The 20356-nt window shown below is 60.1% G+C and carries 17 protein-coding genes; 13 read left to right on the top strand and 4 right to left on the bottom strand.

The features are described from left to right. The first annotated feature begins 1 nt into the window (after position 1). Both AC1DIS_RS18800 and ubiT read left to right on the top strand, forming a co-directional pair. On the top strand, positions 2–892 hold the full coding sequence (locus AC1DIS_RS18800) for a U32 family peptidase (RefSeq protein WP_018927802.1): 891 nt from the start codon (positions 2–4) through the stop codon (positions 890–892). Further along, positions 886–1356: a ubiquinone anaerobic biosynthesis accessory factor UbiT gene (gene ubiT / locus AC1DIS_RS18795; RefSeq protein WP_018927803.1), complete on the top strand. Its 471-nt coding sequence runs from the start codon at positions 886–888 to the stop codon at positions 1354–1356. The genes AC1DIS_RS18800 and ubiT overlap by 7 nt, the downstream gene beginning before the upstream one ends. 313 nt (positions 1357–1669) lie before the next feature. Here ubiT and AC1DIS_RS18790 read toward each other — a convergent pair whose 3' ends face one another. From AC1DIS_RS18790 to AC1DIS_RS18775, 4 genes are all read right to left on the bottom strand, one after another. Beyond that, positions 1670–2056: a putative zinc-binding protein gene (locus AC1DIS_RS18790; RefSeq protein ID WP_064617227.1), complete on the bottom strand. Its 387-nt coding sequence runs from the start codon at positions 2054–2056 to the stop codon at positions 1670–1672. A gap of 74 nt (positions 2057–2130) precedes the next feature. After that, positions 2131–2805, bottom strand: coding sequence for a Crp/Fnr family transcriptional regulator (locus tag AC1DIS_RS18785; protein WP_477748801.1), 675 nt, complete (start codon positions 2803–2805; stop codon positions 2131–2133). 86 nt (positions 2806–2891) lie between these two features. Then, the gene (gene narL / locus AC1DIS_RS18780) at positions 2892–3539 is read right to left on the bottom strand and encodes a two-component system response regulator NarL (RefSeq protein WP_018927806.1); all 648 of its coding nucleotides are present in this window, start codon (positions 3537–3539) and stop codon (positions 2892–2894) included. Continuing rightward, positions 3536–5338: a HAMP domain-containing protein gene (locus AC1DIS_RS18775; protein ID WP_477781023.1), complete on the bottom strand. Its 1803-nt coding sequence runs from the start codon at positions 5336–5338 to the stop codon at positions 3536–3538. The genes narL and AC1DIS_RS18775 overlap by 4 nt, the downstream gene beginning before the upstream one ends. A gap of 303 nt (positions 5339–5641) precedes the next feature. On the opposite strand from AC1DIS_RS18775, the gene AC1DIS_RS18770 reads away from it, so the two are divergent. The 11 genes from AC1DIS_RS18770 (at position 5642) to AC1DIS_RS18720 (ending at position 20354) form a co-directional block, all read left to right on the top strand. Next, the gene (locus tag AC1DIS_RS18770) at positions 5642–6946 is read left to right on the top strand and encodes an MFS transporter (protein WP_477781022.1); all 1305 of its coding nucleotides are present in this window, start codon (positions 5642–5644) and stop codon (positions 6944–6946) included. Next, complete coding sequence (locus AC1DIS_RS18765; RefSeq protein ID WP_111454555.1) at positions 6924–8321, top strand: NarK family nitrate/nitrite MFS transporter; 1398 nt, start codon at positions 6924–6926, stop codon at positions 8319–8321. The genes AC1DIS_RS18770 and AC1DIS_RS18765 overlap by 23 nt, the downstream gene beginning before the upstream one ends. Before the next feature lie 68 nt (positions 8322–8389). Continuing rightward, the gene (locus AC1DIS_RS18760; RefSeq protein ID WP_477781021.1) at positions 8390–12163 is read left to right on the top strand and encodes a nitrate reductase subunit alpha; all 3774 of its coding nucleotides are present in this window, start codon (positions 8390–8392) and stop codon (positions 12161–12163) included. A gap of 1 nt (position 12164) precedes the next feature. Next, positions 12165–13703: a nitrate reductase subunit beta gene (narH, locus tag AC1DIS_RS18755; protein ID WP_018927811.1), complete on the top strand. Its 1539-nt coding sequence runs from the start codon at positions 12165–12167 to the stop codon at positions 13701–13703. A 2-nt stretch (positions 13704–13705) separates the two neighbouring features. After that, on the top strand, positions 13706–14461 hold the full coding sequence (narJ, locus tag AC1DIS_RS18750) for a nitrate reductase molybdenum cofactor assembly chaperone (protein WP_138867333.1): 756 nt from the start codon (positions 13706–13708) through the stop codon (positions 14459–14461). After that, positions 14454–15134 carry a respiratory nitrate reductase subunit gamma gene (gene narI / locus AC1DIS_RS18745; protein ID WP_018927813.1) on the top strand — a complete coding sequence of 227 codons (681 nt, stop codon included), beginning with the start codon at positions 14454–14456 and terminating at the stop codon, positions 15132–15134. The genes narJ and narI overlap by 8 nt, the downstream gene beginning before the upstream one ends. A gap of 10 nt (positions 15135–15144) precedes the next feature. After that, positions 15145–16101, top strand: a complete 957-nt coding sequence (locus AC1DIS_RS18740; protein ID WP_477743996.1) for a peptidylprolyl isomerase — start codon at positions 15145–15147, stop codon at positions 16099–16101. Between the two features lie 25 nt (positions 16102–16126). Continuing rightward, a complete protein-coding gene (gene moaA / locus AC1DIS_RS18735) occupies positions 16127–17119 on the top strand; it encodes a GTP 3',8-cyclase MoaA (protein ID WP_477743997.1) in 993 nt (330 codons plus the stop codon). 327 nt (positions 17120–17446) lie between these two features. Further along, the gene (locus tag AC1DIS_RS18730; protein WP_018927816.1) at positions 17447–19462 is read left to right on the top strand and encodes a ribonucleoside triphosphate reductase; all 2016 of its coding nucleotides are present in this window, start codon (positions 17447–17449) and stop codon (positions 19460–19462) included. A gap of 32 nt (positions 19463–19494) precedes the next feature. Further along, entirely contained in the window at positions 19495–19662 is a 168-nt protein-coding gene (nrdD, locus tag AC1DIS_RS18725; protein WP_028940864.1) for an anaerobic ribonucleoside-triphosphate reductase, read from the top strand. After that, entirely contained in the window at positions 19659–20354 is a 696-nt protein-coding gene (locus AC1DIS_RS18720; protein ID WP_477743998.1) for an anaerobic ribonucleoside-triphosphate reductase activating protein, read from the top strand. Before nrdD ends, AC1DIS_RS18720 begins: the two co-directional genes overlap by 4 nt. Positions 20355–20356 lie beyond the last annotated feature (2 nt).

Here is a 20356-nt window from a genome sequence, read left to right as displayed (position 1 = left end):
CATGAAGCTCAGCCTGGGACCGGTCCTGTTTTATTGGGACAAAGAGCAACTCAGCAACTTTTACGCCGACATGTCGACCTTGCCCCTGGACGTGATTTATCTGGGGGAAACCGTGTGCTCCAAACGCCGGGCCTTTTCCCTGGATCAATGGCTGGGGCTGGGGCGCGAGTTACAGGAATGCAGCCAGGCACAGTTGGTGCTTTCCAGCCTGACGCTGATCGAGGCTGCCTCCGAACTCTCCAGCCTGCGCCGGCTGTGCGACAACGGCGAGTTGTTGGTGGAGGCCAACGACATGGGCGCGGTGCATTTCCTGGCCGAGCGCAAGTTACCTTTCGTGGGCGGCCCGGCGCTCAATCTGTACAACGGCCACTCATTGGCACAATTACTCGACAGCGGAATGACTCGCTGGGTGCCGCCCGTGGAGTGTTCGGCGACGCTGATCAGCGACGTGATCGGGCAAGTGCGCGAGCTGGGCCGTGCAGTGCCGGAAGTTGAAATCTTCGCCTATGGGCATCTGCCGTTGGCCTATTCCGCCCGCTGCTTCACTGCCCGTGCAGAAAACCGGCCCAAGGACGACTGCCGGTTCTGCTGCATCAACTACCCCGATGGCCTGGCGCTGACCAGCCAGGAGGGGCAACCACTGTTTACCCTTAACGGTATTCAAACGATGTCGGCCGAGGTGACCAACCTGCTGGCCGATTACGCCGGACTGGTGGCCTGTGGTGCCGATCTGTTGCGCTTGAGCCCTCGTGCTCAGGGCATGGACGAAGTGATCGCGGCCTATCAACGGGTTCGTCTGGGCGAAACACCGCCGCTGTTCGTCGAAGGTTGCAATGGCTATTGGCATGGTCAGGCCGGCATGCTGCGCGTCGAGGAGGTTGGCCTGTGCTGAATCGAAAGAAGTGGCTGTTGAAAGGCGCCGACCGGTTGTTGCCACTGGTGCGCCGGGTGCCTTTTGCCGTGCAGCGCCTGGCGTTGCAGCAGACGCTGAATCGCTGCCTCGCCGAGCCATTGCGCGAGGGCGAGTTCGAAGTGCTGCGCGGGCGCTGGCTGTGCTTGCGGATTCCGGACCTGGGTTTGTCCTGGTACCTGACACTCAGTCGTCAGGGCTTGCGGATTGCCGAGCACGCTACGGCGAACGTGACCATCAGCGGTAACTGGCGCGAATTTTTATTGCTGGCCAGCCGTCAGGAAGATCCGGACACGTTGTTCTTTCGCCGGCGACTGGTCATCGAGGGCGATACCGAACTGGGGCTGGCGCTGAAGAACCTGATCGACAGCCTTGACCCCGATGTTCTGCCTGTGTGGTTGTGGCGCAATCTGGAGCGGGCGGGGAAGGGCTTGGCGGCGGGATGACCAACGTAGATTAAATGTGGGAGCGAGCAGGTCGAATCGTCGCACCGCCGCTCCCACAGTTGGATTTTCGTTGGCCCTCAGGCCATCGTTTACTGTAATGCTGTTCACTTAAGCCGTAATGCGATCTGTAGCAGCTGTCGAGCCTGCGAGGCTGCGTTCGGCGGCGAAGCGGTCGTGAATCCGGCTAGTGCGGTCTGYCTGACACRCCGCAATCACTGGTTTGACGACGGCTTCGCCGCCGAACGCAGCCTTCGGCAGCTGCTACAAGGAATGCGTCGCGGCTGAAATTGCTTAAGTGAACAGCATTAATCGTTTACTGGCGGCTTCCGTGCTGTCGGGCATCACTGGCAATCAACTGCCTGATCCCTTCAAACAACTCATCACTCTGCGCCAGCGTGCAGTCCTCGCCATAGCGTTTGCGCAGCCCGTAGTGGCTGAGGATCAGGTGCACGTCCGCGTGCAGGCCATGTTGCTTGAGGCAGTTCTCGACGCATTGCAGCGGGCAGCCGTCCAGCGCGAAGATCCGGCGCCCCGAGCGCGCTTTGTTGACCAGCGCTGCCACATGCCCGCCGACACCAACGATGCAGGACATTTCAGCGAGACCACTGCGATCCAGGCGCACGGCCAGGGTGTTGGCCAGTTGGGCGACGTTGGAGCAGCCTGAGCAGGAGTAAACCAAAGGCAGGGTTGAACGGGGCATTTGCACTCTCCGTGGATGGGCTCTGTCAGTGTGCAAGAGGTGTGGATGGGTACCTTGATGACGGTCAATTCCGGCTATTGGAAAGCGGCCAGTTCCTCTTCAGCGAGGATGCTGATGTGGCGTCGTTCCATGGCAATCAGGCCGCTTTCCACCAGGCGATGCAGTATCCGCGAAAAGGTTTCCGGCTGAATTCCCAGCTTCGACGCCACCAGGCGTTTGGACATCTGCAAGACAATCTGGCCGGTCACCGGGTGGCGTTCCTGGAACAGGAAATTGATCACCCGACGGCTCGCACTGGCCATGGTCAAGGTATCGATGTCGCGCAGACGCAGGTGCAGGTGCACACTCATGCTCGCCAGGATAGCCAGGCAGACTTTTGGCTGGTCCTCCAGGGCATTGCGGTAATGGTTGCCGTCGATGCTCACCAGCACGCTGTCCTTCAGCGCGGTGGCGCTCACCGGATACAGACGAGCCTGGCTGAACAGCAAGGCTTCGGCAAAAGTCTGGCCGGGCTGAATCATCTCCACCAGGTTCTCCTGGCCTTCGCCGGTGAGCCGGTACAACTTGACCTGGCCGCTGACCAGCAGGAAAAAACGCCTTGCCGGATCCCCTTGATGCATGAGCGTGCTGTGACAACTCAGGCGTTTGAGCATGGCCAGGCTGCAGACTTCCTCGAAGACTTTCTCCGGCAGTTGGCTGAACAGATGATGACGGCGCAACGTTAAAACGATGGAAGGGTGAGTCAGCATGGCGTACCTCCGCTGACGACCATAGTAGAGAGCGCAGGCTCGATGACCTATGCCTCTGCAGGCCTACCTCCAAAGAGGAATACCCTTCAGCCGGCGTTGCGCAGATGTTCCATGGCCCACACCGCCGCCTCTACTCGTGAGCGCAAGCCGAGTTTGTGCAACAGGTTTTTGACGTGAACCTTGACCGTGCCTTCGGTGATGCCCAGTTTGTGCCCGATGACCTTGTTGCTGAAGCCGCTGGCGATGGTTTTCAGCACCTGACGCTCACGCTCGGTCAGTTCCACCACGGCCTGACGCGCAGGAGCACGCAGTGCTTGCGCCATGACTTGGGTCAGTCCCGGGCTGATCACCAGCGCGCCGTTCAGGGCATCGCGGATGTACTGAATCAACAGTTCGGGCTCCATGTCCTTGAGCAGATAGCCGTCGGCATCCAGGCGCAATGCATCGCGAATATCGTCTTCGGCGTCCGATACCGTAAACAGCAGGACTTTGCCGGTGTAGTGCATGGCTCGTAGCCGGCGCAGGGTTTCGATGCCATTCATTTGCGGCATGTTGTTGTCGAGCAAAACCAGGTCCGGCTGAAGCGGCTCAATCAGACTGAGTGCTTCTTCACCCTGGCTGGCTTCGCCGACGATCAGGAAATCATCTTCGAGTTCGAGCATCTGGCGAATGCCGTGACGCATCATCGGGTGATCGTCTACCAGCAGGATTTTGTGTTGTGGGGACGGGGTCATGTGGCGCTACCTTCTGTTTGCTGCCCGAGAAACTCCGGGTGGAATTCCAGTTGGACACGGGTGCCTTGGGGCTCCCTGGAAAATATCTGCAGTTGGCCGCGCAGGCTGCGAGCCCGCTCATCCATGATGTTCAGGCCGTGGTGTTCGCGCTGGTCGACATTGCCACTGAACCCACGCCCGTCGTCTTCGACCGACAACCTGACGGTCTCGCCATCCTGGCGCAGTTGCAGCCAGGCGTTTTGCGCATGGGCGTGGCGCAGGCAGTTGGAGAGCGCCTCGCGGGTGATCTGCAAAATGTGGATTTGTTCGCTGGCCGATAGCTGAAAGGCCAGCGTGTCGACGTGCAGGTGCACCTGGAGTTCTCCGCGACGGGAAAACTCCTCGGCCGTGTCCTTGAGTTCCTGTACCAGTCCCGCGTCGTGAATCTGCAAGCGAAACGTGGTCAGCAACTCGCGCAACTGGCGATAGGCATTGTTCAGTCCCTCGCGCAATTCGCTGGTGACGGTTTCCAGGGTCTGGACCGGTTCGCCCCGGCGCATCAGGGTTTGCATGCGGCTGACTTGCAGCTTCATGTAGGACAGGGCCTGGGCCAGTGAATCGTGCAGCTCGCGGGCGATGATCGTGCGTTCTTCGAGCAGCAGCAGGCGATGATCCTGTTCCCGTTGACGCTTGAGCGAGAGCGAGGTGCCGATCAGATTGGCCAGGGCCTGGATCAGTTGGGTTTCCCAGGCTTGCATGGGGTGCCCGTCGACAAAGTGCGCCTTGAGTTCCCCCAGTTCACTGCCCTGGTTGCTGATGCTGAAGATTTGCGGGTTGGTTTTAGGGTGTCGCTGGCACGTGGCGCAGTCGCTGCTGGCACAGACTTCCCGGATGTTCGCGCCATGCAGGGCGAGCAACTGCTGGGCCGGTGCCTGCAACTGTCCCTGCAGGCACAGCGACAGGCGCAAGCCGGGCAGGCGTTGCTGGAAGCGCCGAATCAACTCATCCAGGCCTTCGGCATTGGCCAGGCGTGTGGCCAGGCTTCGGCTGCTTTGATACAGAAGCTCCAGGGCGGCATTGGCTTGTTGCAGGTTCAGGGTTTTTTGCCGGACCTGACTTTCCAGGGTGCGATGCGACTCTTCGATCGTCTCGGCCATGGTGTTGAAACTCATGGCCAACTGGCCCAGCTCATCCTCGGACTGATGGTTGACCCGCACCTTGAAGTCGCCGCGACSAAAGCGCTGGGTTGCATCCACCAACTCCTTCAAAGGGGTAACGACGCCGTACTGCAGTTCGTAGAGCCCGAGCAGCAGGACGATCATGGTGGTGAACAGGGCCAGGCCCTGGATCGCCTGTTGCCAACCTTGCTTTTGTTCGCTTTGGCGCTGCAACAGATCGACGAACTGGTTCAGTTGCTCAACGAAGGACTGCGCCTGAGCCTGAAAGGCCGCCGCATCGCCGCGCTCCAGGGCCGGACGCAAATCCTCATTCCAGTGTTGCTGGATTTGCCCATAACTGAGTTGCAATGCGGTGGTCGGGCCATCTTCCAGTACCGCTTTGAGAGAGTGGCTGTCCAAGCGGTTTTGCAGGCTGTCGATGATGGTGGTGATTTCTTCGTCGGCGACGCCAGCGGCGAGTTTCCAGCTCAGGTGATAGGTCTCCATGCGCACCGAGCCTGCGGTGTTGATGGCAGCGGCATCGCCCTGGCTGAACCAGGCGATCAGCCCGGCGCTCAATGAACTGGCGAGCGCCAGCACGGCGATCAGGATCACCGCCAGCCCGGCGCGAGCGGGCAGGGAGCTGCGCAACCAGCGGATCATCGGCGCAGGTCCGGGAAAGCGATAAGAAAACAGAGCATGCACGTTCCAGCGTGGGGTTTTGCCGCCGTTCCTGGGCGAGCTACCTCTAAAGAGTTGTCGACAGTTCCTTGTCGGCAAAAGCGTGGGTTGAAACCCTTAACAAGCTGATAAATAAAGGTTTTCAAGGTTTTCTTGCACTACCTCCTTGGAGGTAGGCGGGCTAAGCATAGGCTTAGGCCCTCATGGGCATCGTTGACCTGGGTCAAGTTTTTGCGGGGTTTGCCTCTCTAGTCTGCCGCCATGGCTAATTGACGGGAGAGCATTGTGACCCAACCGCGTGTACGACAAGGCTTGGTGCTGGGCATGAGCACGCTGGCCTTCACTGTGTGCTTCATGGTCTGGATGATGTTTGCCGTGCTCGGCGTGCCGATCAAGGAATTGCTCCAGCTCAACGAAACCCAATTCGGCCTGCTGGCCGCGACCCCGGTGCTGACCGGCTCGCTGGTGCGTTTGCCGCTGGGGTTGCTGACCGACCGATTTGGCGGGCGCTGCGTGTTTTTCCTGCTGATGCTGACTTGCGTCACGCCGCTGTACTTGATCAGTCACGCCACCGCCTACTGGCAGTTCCTGGTACTGGGTTTGTTCGTCGGCCTGGCCGGTGGCTCGTTTTCCGTTGGGATTGCCTACGTCGCCAAATGGTTCGACAAGGAGAACCAGGGCTTCGCCATGGGCATCTTCGGTGCCGGTAACGCCGGGTCGGCGGTGACCAAGTTCCTGGCCCCGGCGCTGATCGCCGCCGGCAGCTGGCAGCTGGTGCCGAAAGTCTTCAGTGCGATCTTGTTTATCACTGCGCTGCTGTTCTGGTTCCTGACCTCAGAAAACAAGGGCCATCGTAGTGCCACGGGCGCCAGCTTGCGTGAGCAACTGCGCTCACTGAAAGATCCTGCGGTGTGGCGCTACTGCCAGTACTACTCGATCGTCTTCGGCGGCTACGTTGCCCTGGCACTGTGGATGACCAAGTACTACGTGCAGGAATACGGTTTCAGCTTGCAAAGCGCGGCGCTGCTGGCGGCCTGTTTTTCCCTGCCCGGCGGCGTACTGCGTGCCGTCGGCGGTTGRATGTCGGATCGCTGGGGGGCGCAAAGCGTGACCTGGTGGGTGTTGTGGGTCAGCTGGATCTGCCTGTTCCTGCTCTCGTATCCCCAGACCCAACTGCAAGTGCAGACCATCGACGGCCCGCTGGATTTCCACATTGGCCTGAGCCCCGCGTTGTTCACCGTGCTGCTGTTCGTCATGGGCATCGCCTTCGCATTCGGCAAGGCCTCGGTTTTCAAATACATCGCCAATGAATACCCGAAAAACATGGGCGCGGTGTCCGGCATCGTTGGCCTGGCGGGTGGCCTGGGCGGTTTCGTGCTGCCGATCCTGTTCGGCGCCCTGGTGGACCTCACCGGCGTGCGCTCTTCCTGCTTCATGTTGATGTACGGCGTGGTCTGGGTCTCCCTCACCTGGATGTACTTCAGCGAAATACGCAAAAGCCCGGTGCTTGGTAAAGAGCCGCTGCTGATCCCGTCCCCGATTTCCAGCATTGCCCAAGGAGAAGAACATGTCCGTTCTGCAAACGCCTGACAAAGGCCCGGTCATTCATGACTGGCGCCCCGAGGACCCCGCGTTCTGGGGAAGTAGCGGCAAACAGACCGCCACTCGCAACTTGTGGATTTCCATTCCTGCGCTGTTGTTGGCCTTTGCGGTGTGGATGGTCTGGAGCACGGTGATTGTGCGCTTGAACGCCATCGGCTTCAGCTTCACCACCGACCAACTGTTTTGGCTGGCGGCATTGCCGGGGCTGTCCGGTGCGACCTTGCGGGTCTTCTATTCCTTTATGGTGCCGATCTTCGGCGGCCGGCGCTGGACTGCCCTGAGCACCGCRTCGCTGCTGTTGCCATCGATCTGGATGGGCTTCGCCGTGCAGGACCCGAGCACCTCATACAGCGTGTTCGTAGTGATTGCCTTGCTCTGCGGTTTCGGTGGCGGCAACTTCGCCTCGAGCATGTCCAACATCAGCTTCTTCTATCCCAAGTCCCAACAGGGCACAGCTCTGGGCCTCAACGCCGGACTGGGCAACCTGGGCGTCTCGGTGATGCAGTTCTGCGTGCCGCTGGTGATTACCTTCGGTGTGTTCGGCTTCATGGGTGGCTCGCCGCAAGCGTTGCCGGACGGCGGTCAGTTGTGGCTGCAGAACGCCGGGTTCATCTGGGTGCCATTTATCGTCCTGGTGACAGTGTTGGCCTGGTTCGGCATGAATGACCTGTCCAGCGCCCGGGCCTCGTTCAGCGAACAGGCGGTGATCTTCAAGCGCAAGCACAACTGGCTGATGTGCTGGTTGTACCTGGCGACCTTCGGTTCGTTCATCGGCTTTTCCGCCGCGTTTCCGCTGCTGATCAAAACCTCCTTTCCGGATGTCATTGCCTTGAAATTCGCCTTCCTCGGCCCACTGGTTGGCGCTCTGGTGCGGCCATTGGGTGGCTGGCTGGCGGACAAGCTCGGTGGCGCGAAAGTGACCCTGTGGAACTTCGTGGCGATGATCGCGATGGTCTTCGGCGTGATGCACTTCTTGCCGCAGAACGGCGCGGGCGGCAGCTTCTACGGCTTCCTCGGCTTGTTCATGCTGCTGTTCATCACCACTGGCGTGGGCAACGGCTCCACCTTCCGGATGATCCCGGTGATCTTCCGCACGCAGCACGAAAAAGCCTCGGCCGGGAAATCGCCAGCCGTGCGTGAACAGGCGCTCAAGGATGCCGGCAAGGAATCGGCCGCCGTCCTGGGCTTCAGTTCGGCCATGGGCGCCTTCGGTGCGTTCTTCATTCCCAAATCCTTCGGCACTTCGATGGCCCAGACCGGCGGCCCTGAGATGGCCTTCTACATGTTCGTCGTTTTTTACCTGAGCTGCATCGTGGTGACCTGGTGGTGGTACGCGCGCAAAGGCGCCGCGACACCCTGCTGAGACGACCTGAATCCAACCATTGCGTGGGCGGGGCGCAGAACCCCGCAGCAAGCCTGAGAGGACACACCGTGAGTCATTTACTGGATCAACTGCGGTTTTTCAATCGCAAGCAAAACGAGTTTTCCGATGGTCATGGAGAGACTCGCAAAGAGTCTCGCGACTGGGAGAACGTCTACCGTTCGCGCTGGCAGTACGACAAGATCGTGCGTTCCACCCATGGGGTGAACTGCACCGGCTCGTGCTCGTGGAAAATCTACGTCAAGAACGGCCTGATCACCTGGGAAACCCAGCAGACCGATTACCCGCGCACTCGCAACGATTTGCCTAACCACGAACCCCGCGGTTGCCCGCGTGGCGCCAGTTACAGCTGGTACATCTACAGCGCCAACCGCCTCAAGTACCCGAAAATCCGCAAGCCGTTGCTCAAGCTCTGGCGCGAGGCGCGGCAGACCATGGCGCCGGTGGAAGCCTGGGCCAGCATTGTCGAGAACAAGGCCAAGGCCGACTCCTATAAAAGCAAGCGCGGCATGGGGGGCTTCATTCGCTCCAACTGGGAGGAAGTCAACGAGATCATTGCCGCGTCCAACGTCTACACCATCAAGCAATACGGCCCGGACAGGATCGTCGGTTTCTCGCCGATTCCGGCCATGTCGATGGTCAGCTATGCCGCGGGTTCGCGTTATCTGTCGCTGATCGGCGGTGCGTGCCTGAGTTTCTATGACTGGTACTGCGACTTGCCACCGGCCTCGCCGATGGTCTGGGGCGAGCAAACCGACGTGCCGGAATCGGCCGACTGGTACAACTCCAACTACATCATTGCCTGGGGCTCCAACGTCCCGCAGACCCGTACCCCCGATGCGCACTTTTTTACCGAAGTCCGTTACAAGGGCACCAAGACCGTCGCCATCACCCCCGACTACTCGGAAGTCGCCAAGCTCACCGACCTGTGGCTCAACCCCAAGCAGGGTACCGATGCGGCGCTGGCCCAGGCGTTCAATCATGTGATCTTCAAAGAGTTTCACCTGGACAAACCGAGCGCGTATTTCACCGACTACGCCAAGCGCTTCACCGATTTGCCGGTGCTGGTGCTGCTCAAACAAATGGTCGACAAGGCGCCGGGCGCCGGTTACCAGCCGGACCGTTTCTTGCGCGCCTCGGACCTTACCGACAACCTCGGCCAGGAAAACAACCCGGAATGGAAAACCATCGCGCTGGATGTCAGCGGTGAACTGGTTTCTCCTCAGGGCTCCATCGGTTATCGCTGGGGCGAGAAGGGCAAGTGGAACATCCTGCCTCGTGAAGGCGGCGAAGGGCGTGAGATCGATCTGAAGCTGAGCCTGATCGGCGATGACATCGCCGAAGTGGCGTTCCCGTATTTCGCTGGCGAGTCCCACGAGCACTTCCAGCACGTCGCTGGCGATGYCGTGCAATACCGCCGCGTGCCGGTGCACAACGTGGTACTGGCCGATGGCAGTGTGGCCAAAGTCGCCACTGTGTTCGACCTGTCGGCCGCCAATCTGGCGATCGATCGTGGCCTGGGTGGCGCTAACGTCGCCAAGGACTACAACGACGCAAGCGTACCCGGCACCCCGGCCTGGCAGGAGCAGATCACCGGCGTCAGCCGCGAGAAAGCGATCCAGATCGCCCGCGAGTTCGCCGATAACGCCGACAAGACCAAGGGGCGCTCGATGATCATCGTCGGCGCGGCGATGAACCACTGGTACCACATGGACATGAACTACCGCGGGCTGATCAACATGCTCATGCTCTGCGGGTGTGTCGGCCAGACCGGTGGCGGTTGGGCGCACTATGTCGGTCAGGAAAAACTGCGTCCGCAATGCGGCTGGCTGCCCCTGGCGTTCGGCCTGGACTGGAACCGTCCGCCACGGCAGATGAACGGCACCAGCTTCTTCTACGCCCACAGTTCGCAATGGCGCCACGAGAAGATGAGCATGCACGACGTGCTCTCGCCGCTGGCCGATAAATCACAGTTTCCCGAGCATGCCCTGGACTACAACATCCGTGCCGAACGCGCCGGCTGGTTGCCCAGCGCACCGCAACTCAACACCAACCCGCTGCACATTTGCCGCGATGCCGCGGCAGCCGGCATGGACCCGAAAGACTACGTGGTCAAGTCGCTGCAAGACGGCTCGCTGCGCTTCTCCTGCGAACAGCCGGACAGCCCGGTGAACTTCCCGCGCAACATGTTTATCTGGCGTTCCAATCTGCTGGGCTCCTCGGGCAAGGGCCACGAGTACATGCTCAAGTACCTGCTCGGCACCAAGAACGGGGTGATGAACGAAGACATCGGCCAGGTCGGCGATTGCAAACCCGAAGAAGCCGAATGGGTGGACGAGGGCGCCATCGGCAAGCTCGATCTGGTCACCACGCTGGATTTCCGCATGTCCTCGACCTGCGTCTATTCCGACATCGTCTTGCCGACCGCGACCTGGTACGAAAAGGACGACATGAACACCTCGGACATGCACCCGTTCATTCACCCGTTGTCGGCCGCCATCGACCCGGCGTGGGAATCGCGTTCCGACTGGGAAATCTACAAAGGCATCGCCAAGGCCTTTTCCAGCATGGCTGAAGGGCATCTGGGCGTTGAGAAGGACCTGGTGACCATCCCGCTGATGCACGACAGCGTCGGTGAACTGGCTCAACCTTTTGGCGGCACCGACTGGAAAAGCGCCGGCGTGGCCCCGGTGCCAGGCAAGAACGCGCCGAACCTGCATGTGGTGGAGCGTGATTACCCGAACATTTACAAGCAGTTTTCCTCGCTGGGGCCATTGCTGGAAAAACACGGTAACGGTGGCAAGGGCATCAACTGGAACACCGACGCCGAAGTGAAATTCCTCGGTGCGCTCAATCACCGCGAAGGGGCTGCCGGGATCAGTCATGGTCGGCCGAAAATCGACTCGGCGATCGATGCTGCTGAAGTGATTCTGTCCCTGGCGCCGGAAACCAATGGCCACGTCGCCGTCAAGGCCTGGGCTGCGTTGTCGGAATTTACCGGCATCGATCACAGCCACCTGGCGTTATCCAAGGAACACGAGGCGATCCGATTCCGCGACATTCAGGCGCAGCCGCGCAAGATCATTTCCAGCCCTACCTGGTCGGGTCTCGAAGACGATCACGTCAGCTACAACGCCGGCTACACCAACGTTCACGAAGCCATCCCATGGCGCACCATCACCGGTCGCCAGCAGTTCTACCAGGATCACCCGTGGATGCAGGCATTCGGCGAGCAACTGATGAGTTACCGCCCGCCGGTCAACACCCGCACCATTGCAGGGGTGAAAGGCAAGCGCAGCAACGGCGAGACCGAAATCGTCCTGAACTGGATTACTCCGCACCAGAAATGGGGCATCCACAGCACTTACAGCGACAACCTGCTGATGCTGACCCTCAGCCGCGGCGGGCCGATTGTCTGGCTCTCGGAGAACGACGCGAAACGCGCCGGCATCGAAGACAACGACTGGATCGAATGCTTCAACGCCAACGGCGCGCTGACCGCACGAGCGGTGGTCAGCCAGCGGGTCAAGGACGGCATGGTGATGATGTACCACGCCCAGGAACGGATCGTGAACGTGCCTGGTTCGGAAACCACCAAGACCCGTGGCGGCCACCACAACTCGGTCACCCGCGTGGTGCTCAAACCGACCCACATGATCGGCGGCTATGCACAGCAGGCCTACGGTTTCAACTATTACGGCACGGTCGGTTGCAACCGCGATGAATTCGTCGTGGTACGCAAAATGGCCAAAGTCGACTGGCTCGATGGCTCAAACGGCGATGACCTGCCGCGTCCTCTGCCGACCGATATCGAGGAGAACTGAGATGAAGATTCGCTCACAGATCGGCATGGTGCTGAACCTGGACAAGTGCATCGGTTGCCACACTTGTTCGATTACCTGCAAGAACGTCTGGACCAGCCGCGAAGGCATGGAATACGCCTGGTTCAACAACGTCGAATCGAAACCCGGCATCGGTTACCCGAAAGAATGGGAAAACCAGGACAAGTGGAAGGGCGGCTGGATCCGCAATGCCAACGGCACGATCAACCCGCGCATCGGCGGTAAATTCCGGGTCTTGGCGAATATTTTCGCCAACCCGGACCTGCCGAGCCTCGACGATTACTACGAACCGTTCGACTTCGATTACCAGCACCTGCATACCGCGCCGCTGGGCGAGCATCAGCCCACTGCGCGCCCGCGTTCGCTGATCTCTGGCAAGCGCATGGAGAAAATCGAATGGGGCCCGAACTGGGAAGAAATCCTCGGCACCGAATTCGCCAAGCGCCGCAAGGACAAGAACTTCGACAAGATCCAGGCGGACATTTACGGCGAATACGAAAACACCTTCATGATGTATTTGCCGCGCCTGTGCGAGCACTGCCTCAACCCGGCGTGCGCAGCGTCGTGCCCGAGCGGGGCGATCTACAAGCGTGAAGAAGACGGCATTGTGCTGATCGACCAGGAAAAATGCCGTGGCTGGCGGATGTGCATCAGCGGCTGCCCGTACAAGAAGATCTATTTCAACTGGAAAAGCGGCAAGTCCGAGAAGTGCATCTTCTGCTACCCGCGTATCGAAGCCGGGATGCCGACTGTTTGCGCCGAAACCTGTGTCGGGCGTATCCGTTACCTCGGTGTGCTGCTGTATGACGCCGACCGCATCAGCGAAGTGGCGAGCACCGCCAATGAGCAAGACCTGTACGAGAAACAACTGGAGATCTTCCTCGATCCGAATGACCCGGCAGTGATTCGCCAGGCCCTGGCCGATGGCGTACCGCAGTCGGTGATTGATTCCGCCCAGCGTTCGCCGGTCTACAAAATGGCCGTGGACTGGAAACTCGCACTGCCGCTGCACCCGGAATACCGCACCTTGCCAATGGTCTGGTACGTGCCGCCGCTGTCGCCGATCCAGAACGCCGCCACTGCCGGCACCGTGGGCATGAACGGGGTGATCCCGGATGTCGACAGCCTGCGTATTCCACTGAAGTACCTGGCGAACCTGCTGACAGCGGGCGATGAAAAACCGGTCAAGCGCGCACTTAAACGCTTGCTGGCGATGCGCGCCTACAAACGTTCCGAGCAAGTCGATGGCGTTCAGGACCTGCAAGTGTTGAAGGACGTCGGCTTGAGCGTGGCCCAGGTCGAAGAGATGTATCGCTACCTGGCGATTGCCAACTATGAAGACCGCTTTGTGGTACCGAGTGCCCACCGTGAAGACGCCATGAGCGACGCCTTTGCCGAGCGCTCCGGTTGCGGCTTCAGTTTCGGCAGCGGTTGCAGCGGCAGCTCCGACACCAACATGTTCGGAGCGAAGAAAGCCAACCGCCGCGACGTCCTGAAAACCGTCCAGTTGTGGGAGGAATGAGCATGCAAATTCTCAAAGTGATTTCGCTGCTGCTCGACTATCCGACCGAGACGCTGATTGGCGGGCGCGACGAACTGGAGCAAGCGATTATCCAGTCACGGGAAATCAGCCCTAAACAGCGCGGTGCGTTGTTCGAATTGCTGGAGTTGATCTGCGCCAATGACCTGATGGACGGGCAGGAGCACTACGGCGCGCTGTTCGGCCGGGGGCGTTCGCTGTCGTTGCTGTTGTTCGAGCATGTGCACGGCGAATCCCGCGATCGTGGCCAGGCCATGGTCGACATGATGGCGCAATACGAAGCCGCCGGTTTTGCCATCGGCGTCAAGGAGCTGCCGGACTATATCCCGCTGTACCTGGAGTTCCTGTCCACCCGCGAAGACCTCGAGGCCCGCGAGGGCCTGGCGGATGTTTCGCACTTGCTGGCCTTGCTCGCGGCGCGTCTGGAAGAGCGCGAAAGCGCCTATGCCAGTTGCTTCCGGGCGTTGCTGCAAATCGCCGGGGCCGAGCCGCATCAGGCGGTGGCCGACCTGCGGGCGCAGGTGGCGTCGGAACCGCGCGACGACTCCCTCGAAGCCCTCGACAAGATCTGGGAAGAGGAGGCCGTGGACTTTCTCCAGGCCGAACAGCAAGACCGTTGCAGTTCGTTGCCTGGCGCCCCGGGCAAGGCCCGGGAAGAAAGCGCCGTGCCGTTGCACTGGGTGGATTTTCAGCATGAAGGGTTGGCCACCGTGCCAGCCAAGGAGGTAGGCAATGTCTAAATGGAACCTGTTGTTGTTCGGGATCTATCCCTATGTCGCTTTGGCGATTTGCCTGATTGGCAGTTGGGCCCGTTTCGATCTGTCGCAGTACACCTGGAAGGCTGGCTCCAGCCAGATGCTCAACCAGCGCGGCATGCGCGTGGCGAGCAACCTCTTCCACATCGGTGTGCTGTTTGTACTGGCCGGGCATTTCGTCGGCCTGCTGACGCCTGCATCGGTTTATCACCATGTGATCAGCACCGAGAACAAGCAGTTGCTGGCGATGGTCTCCGGCGGGCTCTTCGGCCTGCTGTGCCTGATCGGCTTGCTGATGCTGGTCAATCGGCGGCTCACCGATCCTCGGGTACGTGCCGCCTCCAGCGCTTCGGACATTTTGATTCTGCTGGTGCTGCTGGTGCAGTTGCTGCTCGGTTTGCTGACGATTGCAGCGTCCACCGCGCACATGGACGGTTCGGTGATGGTGATGCTCGCCGACTGGGCGCAGAACACCGTGCTGTTGCGGCCGATGGAAGCGGCGGCGTCCATTGCGCCGGTCGGGCTGACCTACAAGCTGCATGTGTTTCTAGGCTTGACCCTGTTCGTGTTGTTCCCCTTCACCCGTCTCGTACACATCGTCAGTGCACCGATCTGGTACCTGGGGCGTCGTTATCAAATCGTTCGGCAGAAAGTCTGAGGAGAACATCATGTCAGGTGGATGTGGATGTGGCGGCGGTAACGGCGGCAGCGGTGGCTGCGGTTCTTCTAAAAATGCAGAGCTTACGGTGCCGGAAGTTGTCGACATCGCGCAGTTTGAAGCACTGCCGGTCGAGCCGGCGGCGGCCGAAGACGCCCCGGTGCAGTTGATCGCCAGCAGCGAACAGGAGTGGCCGATCATCAGCGTCAACGGGGTGTCGATCACGCCTGAGGCAATGGCCCAGCAGCTGCAATATCACCCGGCCGAAAGCCGTGAAGAGGCGGTCTATCTGGCCGCCAGGGCACTGGTGATCCGCGAATTGTTGCAGCAGCGCATTGCCGAACTCGGCCTGGCGCTGGAGATCGGCGCTGGTGAGAACGAAGAAGAAGCGGCCACGCGTTTGTTGCTCGAACGCGAGGTGCACGTGCCGCAGTGCGACGAGGAAACCAGCCTGCGCTACTACGAAAACAATCGCGGGCGCTTTCACAGCGCGCCGTTGCTGGCGGTGCGACACATCCTGCTCGAGTGCGCGCCGGATGATGTCGAGGCTCGCAGCCTTGCGCATGCTCAGGCCGAGATATTGCTGCAACGTCTGGAGGATTTCCCCGGCAGTTTCGCCGAGCTGGCGGTGAAATATTCGGCCTGCCCGTCGAAGGCTCAAGGCGGTTCTCTGGGGCAGATCAGCAAGGGCCAGACCGTGCCGGAACTGGAGCGTCAGCTGTTCACGCTGGCGCCCGGCCTGGCCAGTAAACCGCTGGAAAGTCGCTACGGCTGGCATGTGGTGAGTGTCGATCAGCGGATTGAAGGCATGCCGTTGCCTTATGAAGTGGTGTCGACGGCGATCCGCACGCAGTTGCAGCAGGGCGTCTGGCAAAAAGCGCTGGTGCAGTACCTGCAAACCCTGATCGGAGCGGCGGATATTCGTGGCATCCACTTGCAGGGCGCCGACTCACCGCTGGTGCAGTGAGCATCGAGACAAACCGGGAGATGTGATGAACGCTGTCATGCAGGATGGTTTTGGACGGCAGATCGATTATCTGCGGATGTCGGTGACGGACCGTTGTGATTTTCGCTGTGTGTATTGCATGGCGAAAAACATGACCTTCCTGCCGCGTCAGCAGGTCCTGACGCTGGAGGAATTGCAGCGCCTGGCAACGTTGTTCGTCGGGTTGGGCGTCCGCAAAATCCGCCTCACCGGCGGCGAGCCGCTGATTCGTCCGGGCATTGTCGAACTGTGCCGCAACATCGCCGCATTGCCCGGTTTGCGCGAACTGGTGATGACCAGCAACGGCTCGCAGTTGGGCCGTCTGGCCCGGCCGTTGGCGGAGGCAGGCGTCAAGCGAATGAACATCAGCCTCGATAGTCTGGACGGACAGAAGTTTCGCGCAATCACACGCAACGGCGATCTCGATCAGGTGCTGGGTGGCATTGAAGCGGCGCGGGACGCGGGGTTTGAGCGGATCAAGCTCAACTGCGTGGTGATGAAGGGGCGCAACTTCGATGAAGTCCCGGCGTTGGTGCAGTACGCCATCGATCAGCACATCGATATCAGTTTCATCGAAGAAATGCCGTTGGGCGATGTCGGCAGGTCACGGGGTGAATCGTTTTGTTCCAGCGATGAGGTCCGGGCGCTGATCGCCAGTGGTCACCGGTTGCTCGACAGCACTGAAAACAGCGGCGGACCGGCGCGCTATGTGCGTCTGGAACGCCATCCCGATACCCGGATCGGTTTCATTTCACCCAACAGCCATAACTTCTGCGGCACCTGCAACCGGGTGCGGATGACCGTTGAAGGGAAGCTTTTGCTCTGTCTGGGCCAGGACGACGCGTTGGATTTGCGTGGATTGCTGCGGCGTTATCCGCTGGACGACCAGCCGCTGATCAATGCGGTGCAAAAGGCTTTGCGCGGCAAGCCATTGCGCCACGACTTCAACCCCGAAGGGGAGGTGCAGATTGTGCGGTTCATGAACATGAGTGGCGGTTGAGCTGTTCTGTTAAGGAAAGAGTTTGCTAAACACAATACTTGTGGCGAGGGAGCTTGCTCCCGCTGGGTTGCGAAGCAACCCTAAATGAGGCACCACGATTATTCAGACAAATCGAGCTTGCAGGATTGCGACCGCTTCGCGGCCGAGCGGGAGCAAGCTCCCTCGCCACAGTGTTCACACCGATTTTCCCTTCACCGCCTTCGGGCGGTTTTTTTCACCGGCAAATCTTGATATCGATCAATTGCAGAACAGCACTTTGTCCGTAGTCTTCACTGCATGTTGTGTTTGTTTGTGTATGAACATCTATATGTAGTATCTGGAGGCCAAATGCAGAGCACGCTGATCTCAGTGGGATGTAACCGCTTGCACAAACGCGATGGCAGTCTGGTCGCCTTCGATGCCGACAAGATCCGCCAGGCATTGATCGCCGCCGGCAAGGCGACAGGGGAGTACACCGAGGTTGAGGTTGAAGGCTTGCTTCAGGCGGTACTCGCCCGACTGGAAGGGCTGCCAAGGTTGCACGTCGAGCAGATTCAGGATCGGGTCGAACGGGTATTGATGGATGCCGGTTACTTCTTCGCCATGCGCGCCTACATCGTCTACCGCGAACAGCACGGGCGTTTGCGCCGCGACCGCCGGACCATGGTCGAGGTGGCGACTTCTATGAATGAATACCTGGACCGTGAAGACTGGCGGGTCCAGGCCAACGCCAATCAGGGCTACTCCCTGGGCGGGCTGGTGTTGAACGTGTCGGGCAAGGTCACCGCCAACTACTGGCTGGACGAGGTGTACAGCGAGGCCATCGGCCAGGCCCACCGCGAGGCGGATTTGCATGTGCACGACCTGGATATGCTCGCCGGTTACTGTGCCGGTTGGTCGCTGCGTACTCTGTTGCACGAGGGGCTCAACGGTGTGCCGGGGCGTGTCGAAGCCGGTCCGCCAAAGCACTTGAGCAGTGCCCTGGGGCAAATGGTGAATTTTCTCGGCACCCTGCAGAACGAATGGGCCGGTGCCCAGGCGTTCAGTTCATTCGACACCTACCTGGCGCCTTACGTGCGCAAGGACCAGCTGAGTTACCAGGAGGTGCGCCAGGCGATCCAGGAGTTCATCTACAACCTCAATGTGCCGTCGCGCTGGGGCACCCAGACGCCGTTCACCAACCTGACCTTCGACTGGGTTTGCCCGCAGGATTTGCGTGAGCAGATACCCGTCATCGACGGTGAGGAGATGCCGTTTGCCTATGGTGATCTGCAAGTCGAAATGGACCTGCTCAACCGCGCGTACATCGAGGTGATGCAGGCTGGCGACGCGAAAGGGCGAGTGTTCACCTTTCCGATCCCGACCTACAACATCACCCATGACTTTCCATGGGACAGTGAGAACGCCGACCGTCTGTTCGAGATGACGGCGCGTTACGGTTTGCCGTACTTCCAGAACTTCCTCAATTCGGACATGCAGCCCAATCAGGTGCGTTCGATGTGCTGCCGGTTGCAGCTCGATGTGCGCGAGTTGCTCAAGCGCGGCGGTGGCTTGTTCGGTTCGGCGGAACAGACCGGATCGCTCGGCGTGGTGACCATCAACTGTGCACGCCTGGGCTATGTGTTCAAGGGCAACACCAGTGGCTTGTTGCGACGCCTGGACACGCTGATGGAGCTGGCAATGGAGAGCCTGGAGGTCAAGCGCAAGGTCATTCAGCACCACATGGATGCCGGTTTGTACCCTTACACCAAGCGCTACCTGGGCACCTTGCGTAACCATTTTTCCACCATCGGCCTCAACGGCCTGCATGAAATGCTGCGCAATTTCACCGGCGACGAGGAGGGCATGCACACCGAACATGGCCGACAGTTTGCCCTGAATCTGCTGGACCATGTACGTGCCACCTTGCTGCGGTTCCAGGAAGAAACCGGACATCTCTACAACCTGGAAGCGACACCGGCAGAAGGCACCACCTACCGCTTCGCCAAGGAAGACCTCAAGCGCTATCCGGACATTCTCCAGGCGGGCAGTGCGCAGGCACCGTATTACACCAACTCCTCGCAACTGCCCGTGGGCTACACCGAAGACCCCTTCGAGGCCCTGGAACTTCAAGACGAACTGCAATGCAAATACACCGGTGGCACGGTCTTGCACCTGTACATGGCCGAGCGGATTTCCTCGGTGCAGGCCTGCAAGCAACTGGTGCGCAAGGCCCTTGGACGTTTCCGCCTGCCGTACCTGACCGTGACCCCGACGTTCTCCATCTGCCCGGTGCACGGCTACCTCGATGGCGAACATGAGTTCTGCCCCAAATGTGACGAGGTCCTGCTGTTGCAAGAACAGAAGGCTGGCACCGTTCATTGATTTTGATCCACTCAACCGCAAGGAGCTTCACCATGACTGCATCGCAAACTCTGCCCCAGGCTCAACGCCAACGCTGCGAAATCTGGACCCGCGTGATGGGCTATCACCGTCCTGTGTCAGCGTTCAATCCAGGTAAACAGTCGGAGCACCGCGAGCGGGTGCACTTCACTGAAGGCGCAGCCCTGGCCGGGCGCCAATGAGTCGAATGCTTCGGGTCGGGGGCATGGTGCCCCTGACCACTATCGACTATCCGGGACAGCTCGCCTGCGTGCTGTTTTGCCAGGGTTGCGCCTGGCGTTGTCGTTACTGTCATAACCCGCAGCTGATTCCGCCTCGCGGCAGTGAGGAAGTGGATTGGCGGCGGGTGTTGGTGTTTCTGCAACGTCGTCAGGACCTGCTCGATGCCGTGGTGTTCAGCGGCGGTGAGCCGACCTTGCAAGACGGTTTGCTCGGCGCCATGGATGAAGTGCGGGACATGGGATTTCGCATCGGCTTGCACAGCGCAGGCATCAAGCCTGCGGCCTTCGCCAAGGCGCTGACTGGCGCGGATTGGGTCGGTTTCGACGTCAAGGCGTTGCCCGAAGATTGCCTGGCTATCACCCGGGTCGAGGGCAGCGGAACGGCTAACTGGCGCAGCCTTGAGCATCTGCTGGCCAGTGGTGTGGACTACGAATGTCGCACCACAGTGCATTGGCATCTGTTCGAGCCGGCGCGTCTGCTGATCCTGGCAAAACGCTTGAGTGCGCTCGGCGTCAAACGCTTCGCCGTGCAACTGGTCCGCACTGAGCGGATGTTCGATCCGCTACTGCCAAGCATTTCGGCACAAGCCTTGTTGCCAGAGTTGTGGGAGGCCATGCGCGAGTTGTTCCCAGCCTTCGTGCTGCGGGGGTAACG

This window comes from Pseudomonas sp. 05N433 (assembly GCF_056396925.1).
This window is presented reverse-complemented; position numbering and strand designations above follow the sequence as displayed.

Excerpts from the sequence above, each read along its gene's own strand:
- AC1DIS_RS18800 (WP_018927802.1), top strand. The coding sequence starts at position 2 with ATGAAGCTCAGCCTGGGACCGGTCCTGTTTTATTGGGACAAAGAGCAA.
- AC1DIS_RS18790 (WP_064617227.1), bottom strand. The coding sequence starts at position 2,056 with ATGCCCCGTTCAACCCTGCCTTTGGTTTACTCCTGCTCAGGCTGCTCC.
- AC1DIS_RS18785 (WP_477748801.1), bottom strand. The coding sequence starts at position 2,805 with ATGCTGACTCACCCTTCCATCGTTTTAACGTTGCGCCGTCATCATCTG.
- narL (WP_018927806.1), bottom strand. The coding sequence starts at position 3,539 with ATGACCCCGTCCCCACAACACAAAATCCTGCTGGTAGACGATCACCCG.
- narH (WP_018927811.1), top strand. The coding sequence starts at position 12,165 with ATGAAGATTCGCTCACAGATCGGCATGGTGCTGAACCTGGACAAGTGC.
- narJ (WP_138867333.1), top strand. The coding sequence starts at position 13,706 with ATGCAAATTCTCAAAGTGATTTCGCTGCTGCTCGACTATCCGACCGAG.
- narI (WP_018927813.1), top strand. The coding sequence starts at position 14,454 with ATGTCTAAATGGAACCTGTTGTTGTTCGGGATCTATCCCTATGTCGCT.
- AC1DIS_RS18740 (WP_477743996.1), top strand. The coding sequence starts at position 15,145 with ATGTCAGGTGGATGTGGATGTGGCGGCGGTAACGGCGGCAGCGGTGGC.
- moaA (WP_477743997.1), top strand. The coding sequence starts at position 16,127 with ATGAACGCTGTCATGCAGGATGGTTTTGGACGGCAGATCGATTATCTG.
- AC1DIS_RS18730 (WP_018927816.1), top strand. The coding sequence starts at position 17,447 with ATGCAGAGCACGCTGATCTCAGTGGGATGTAACCGCTTGCACAAACGC.
- nrdD (WP_028940864.1), top strand. The coding sequence starts at position 19,495 with ATGACTGCATCGCAAACTCTGCCCCAGGCTCAACGCCAACGCTGCGAA.
- AC1DIS_RS18720 (WP_477743998.1), top strand. The coding sequence starts at position 19,659 with ATGAGTCGAATGCTTCGGGTCGGGGGCATGGTGCCCCTGACCACTATC.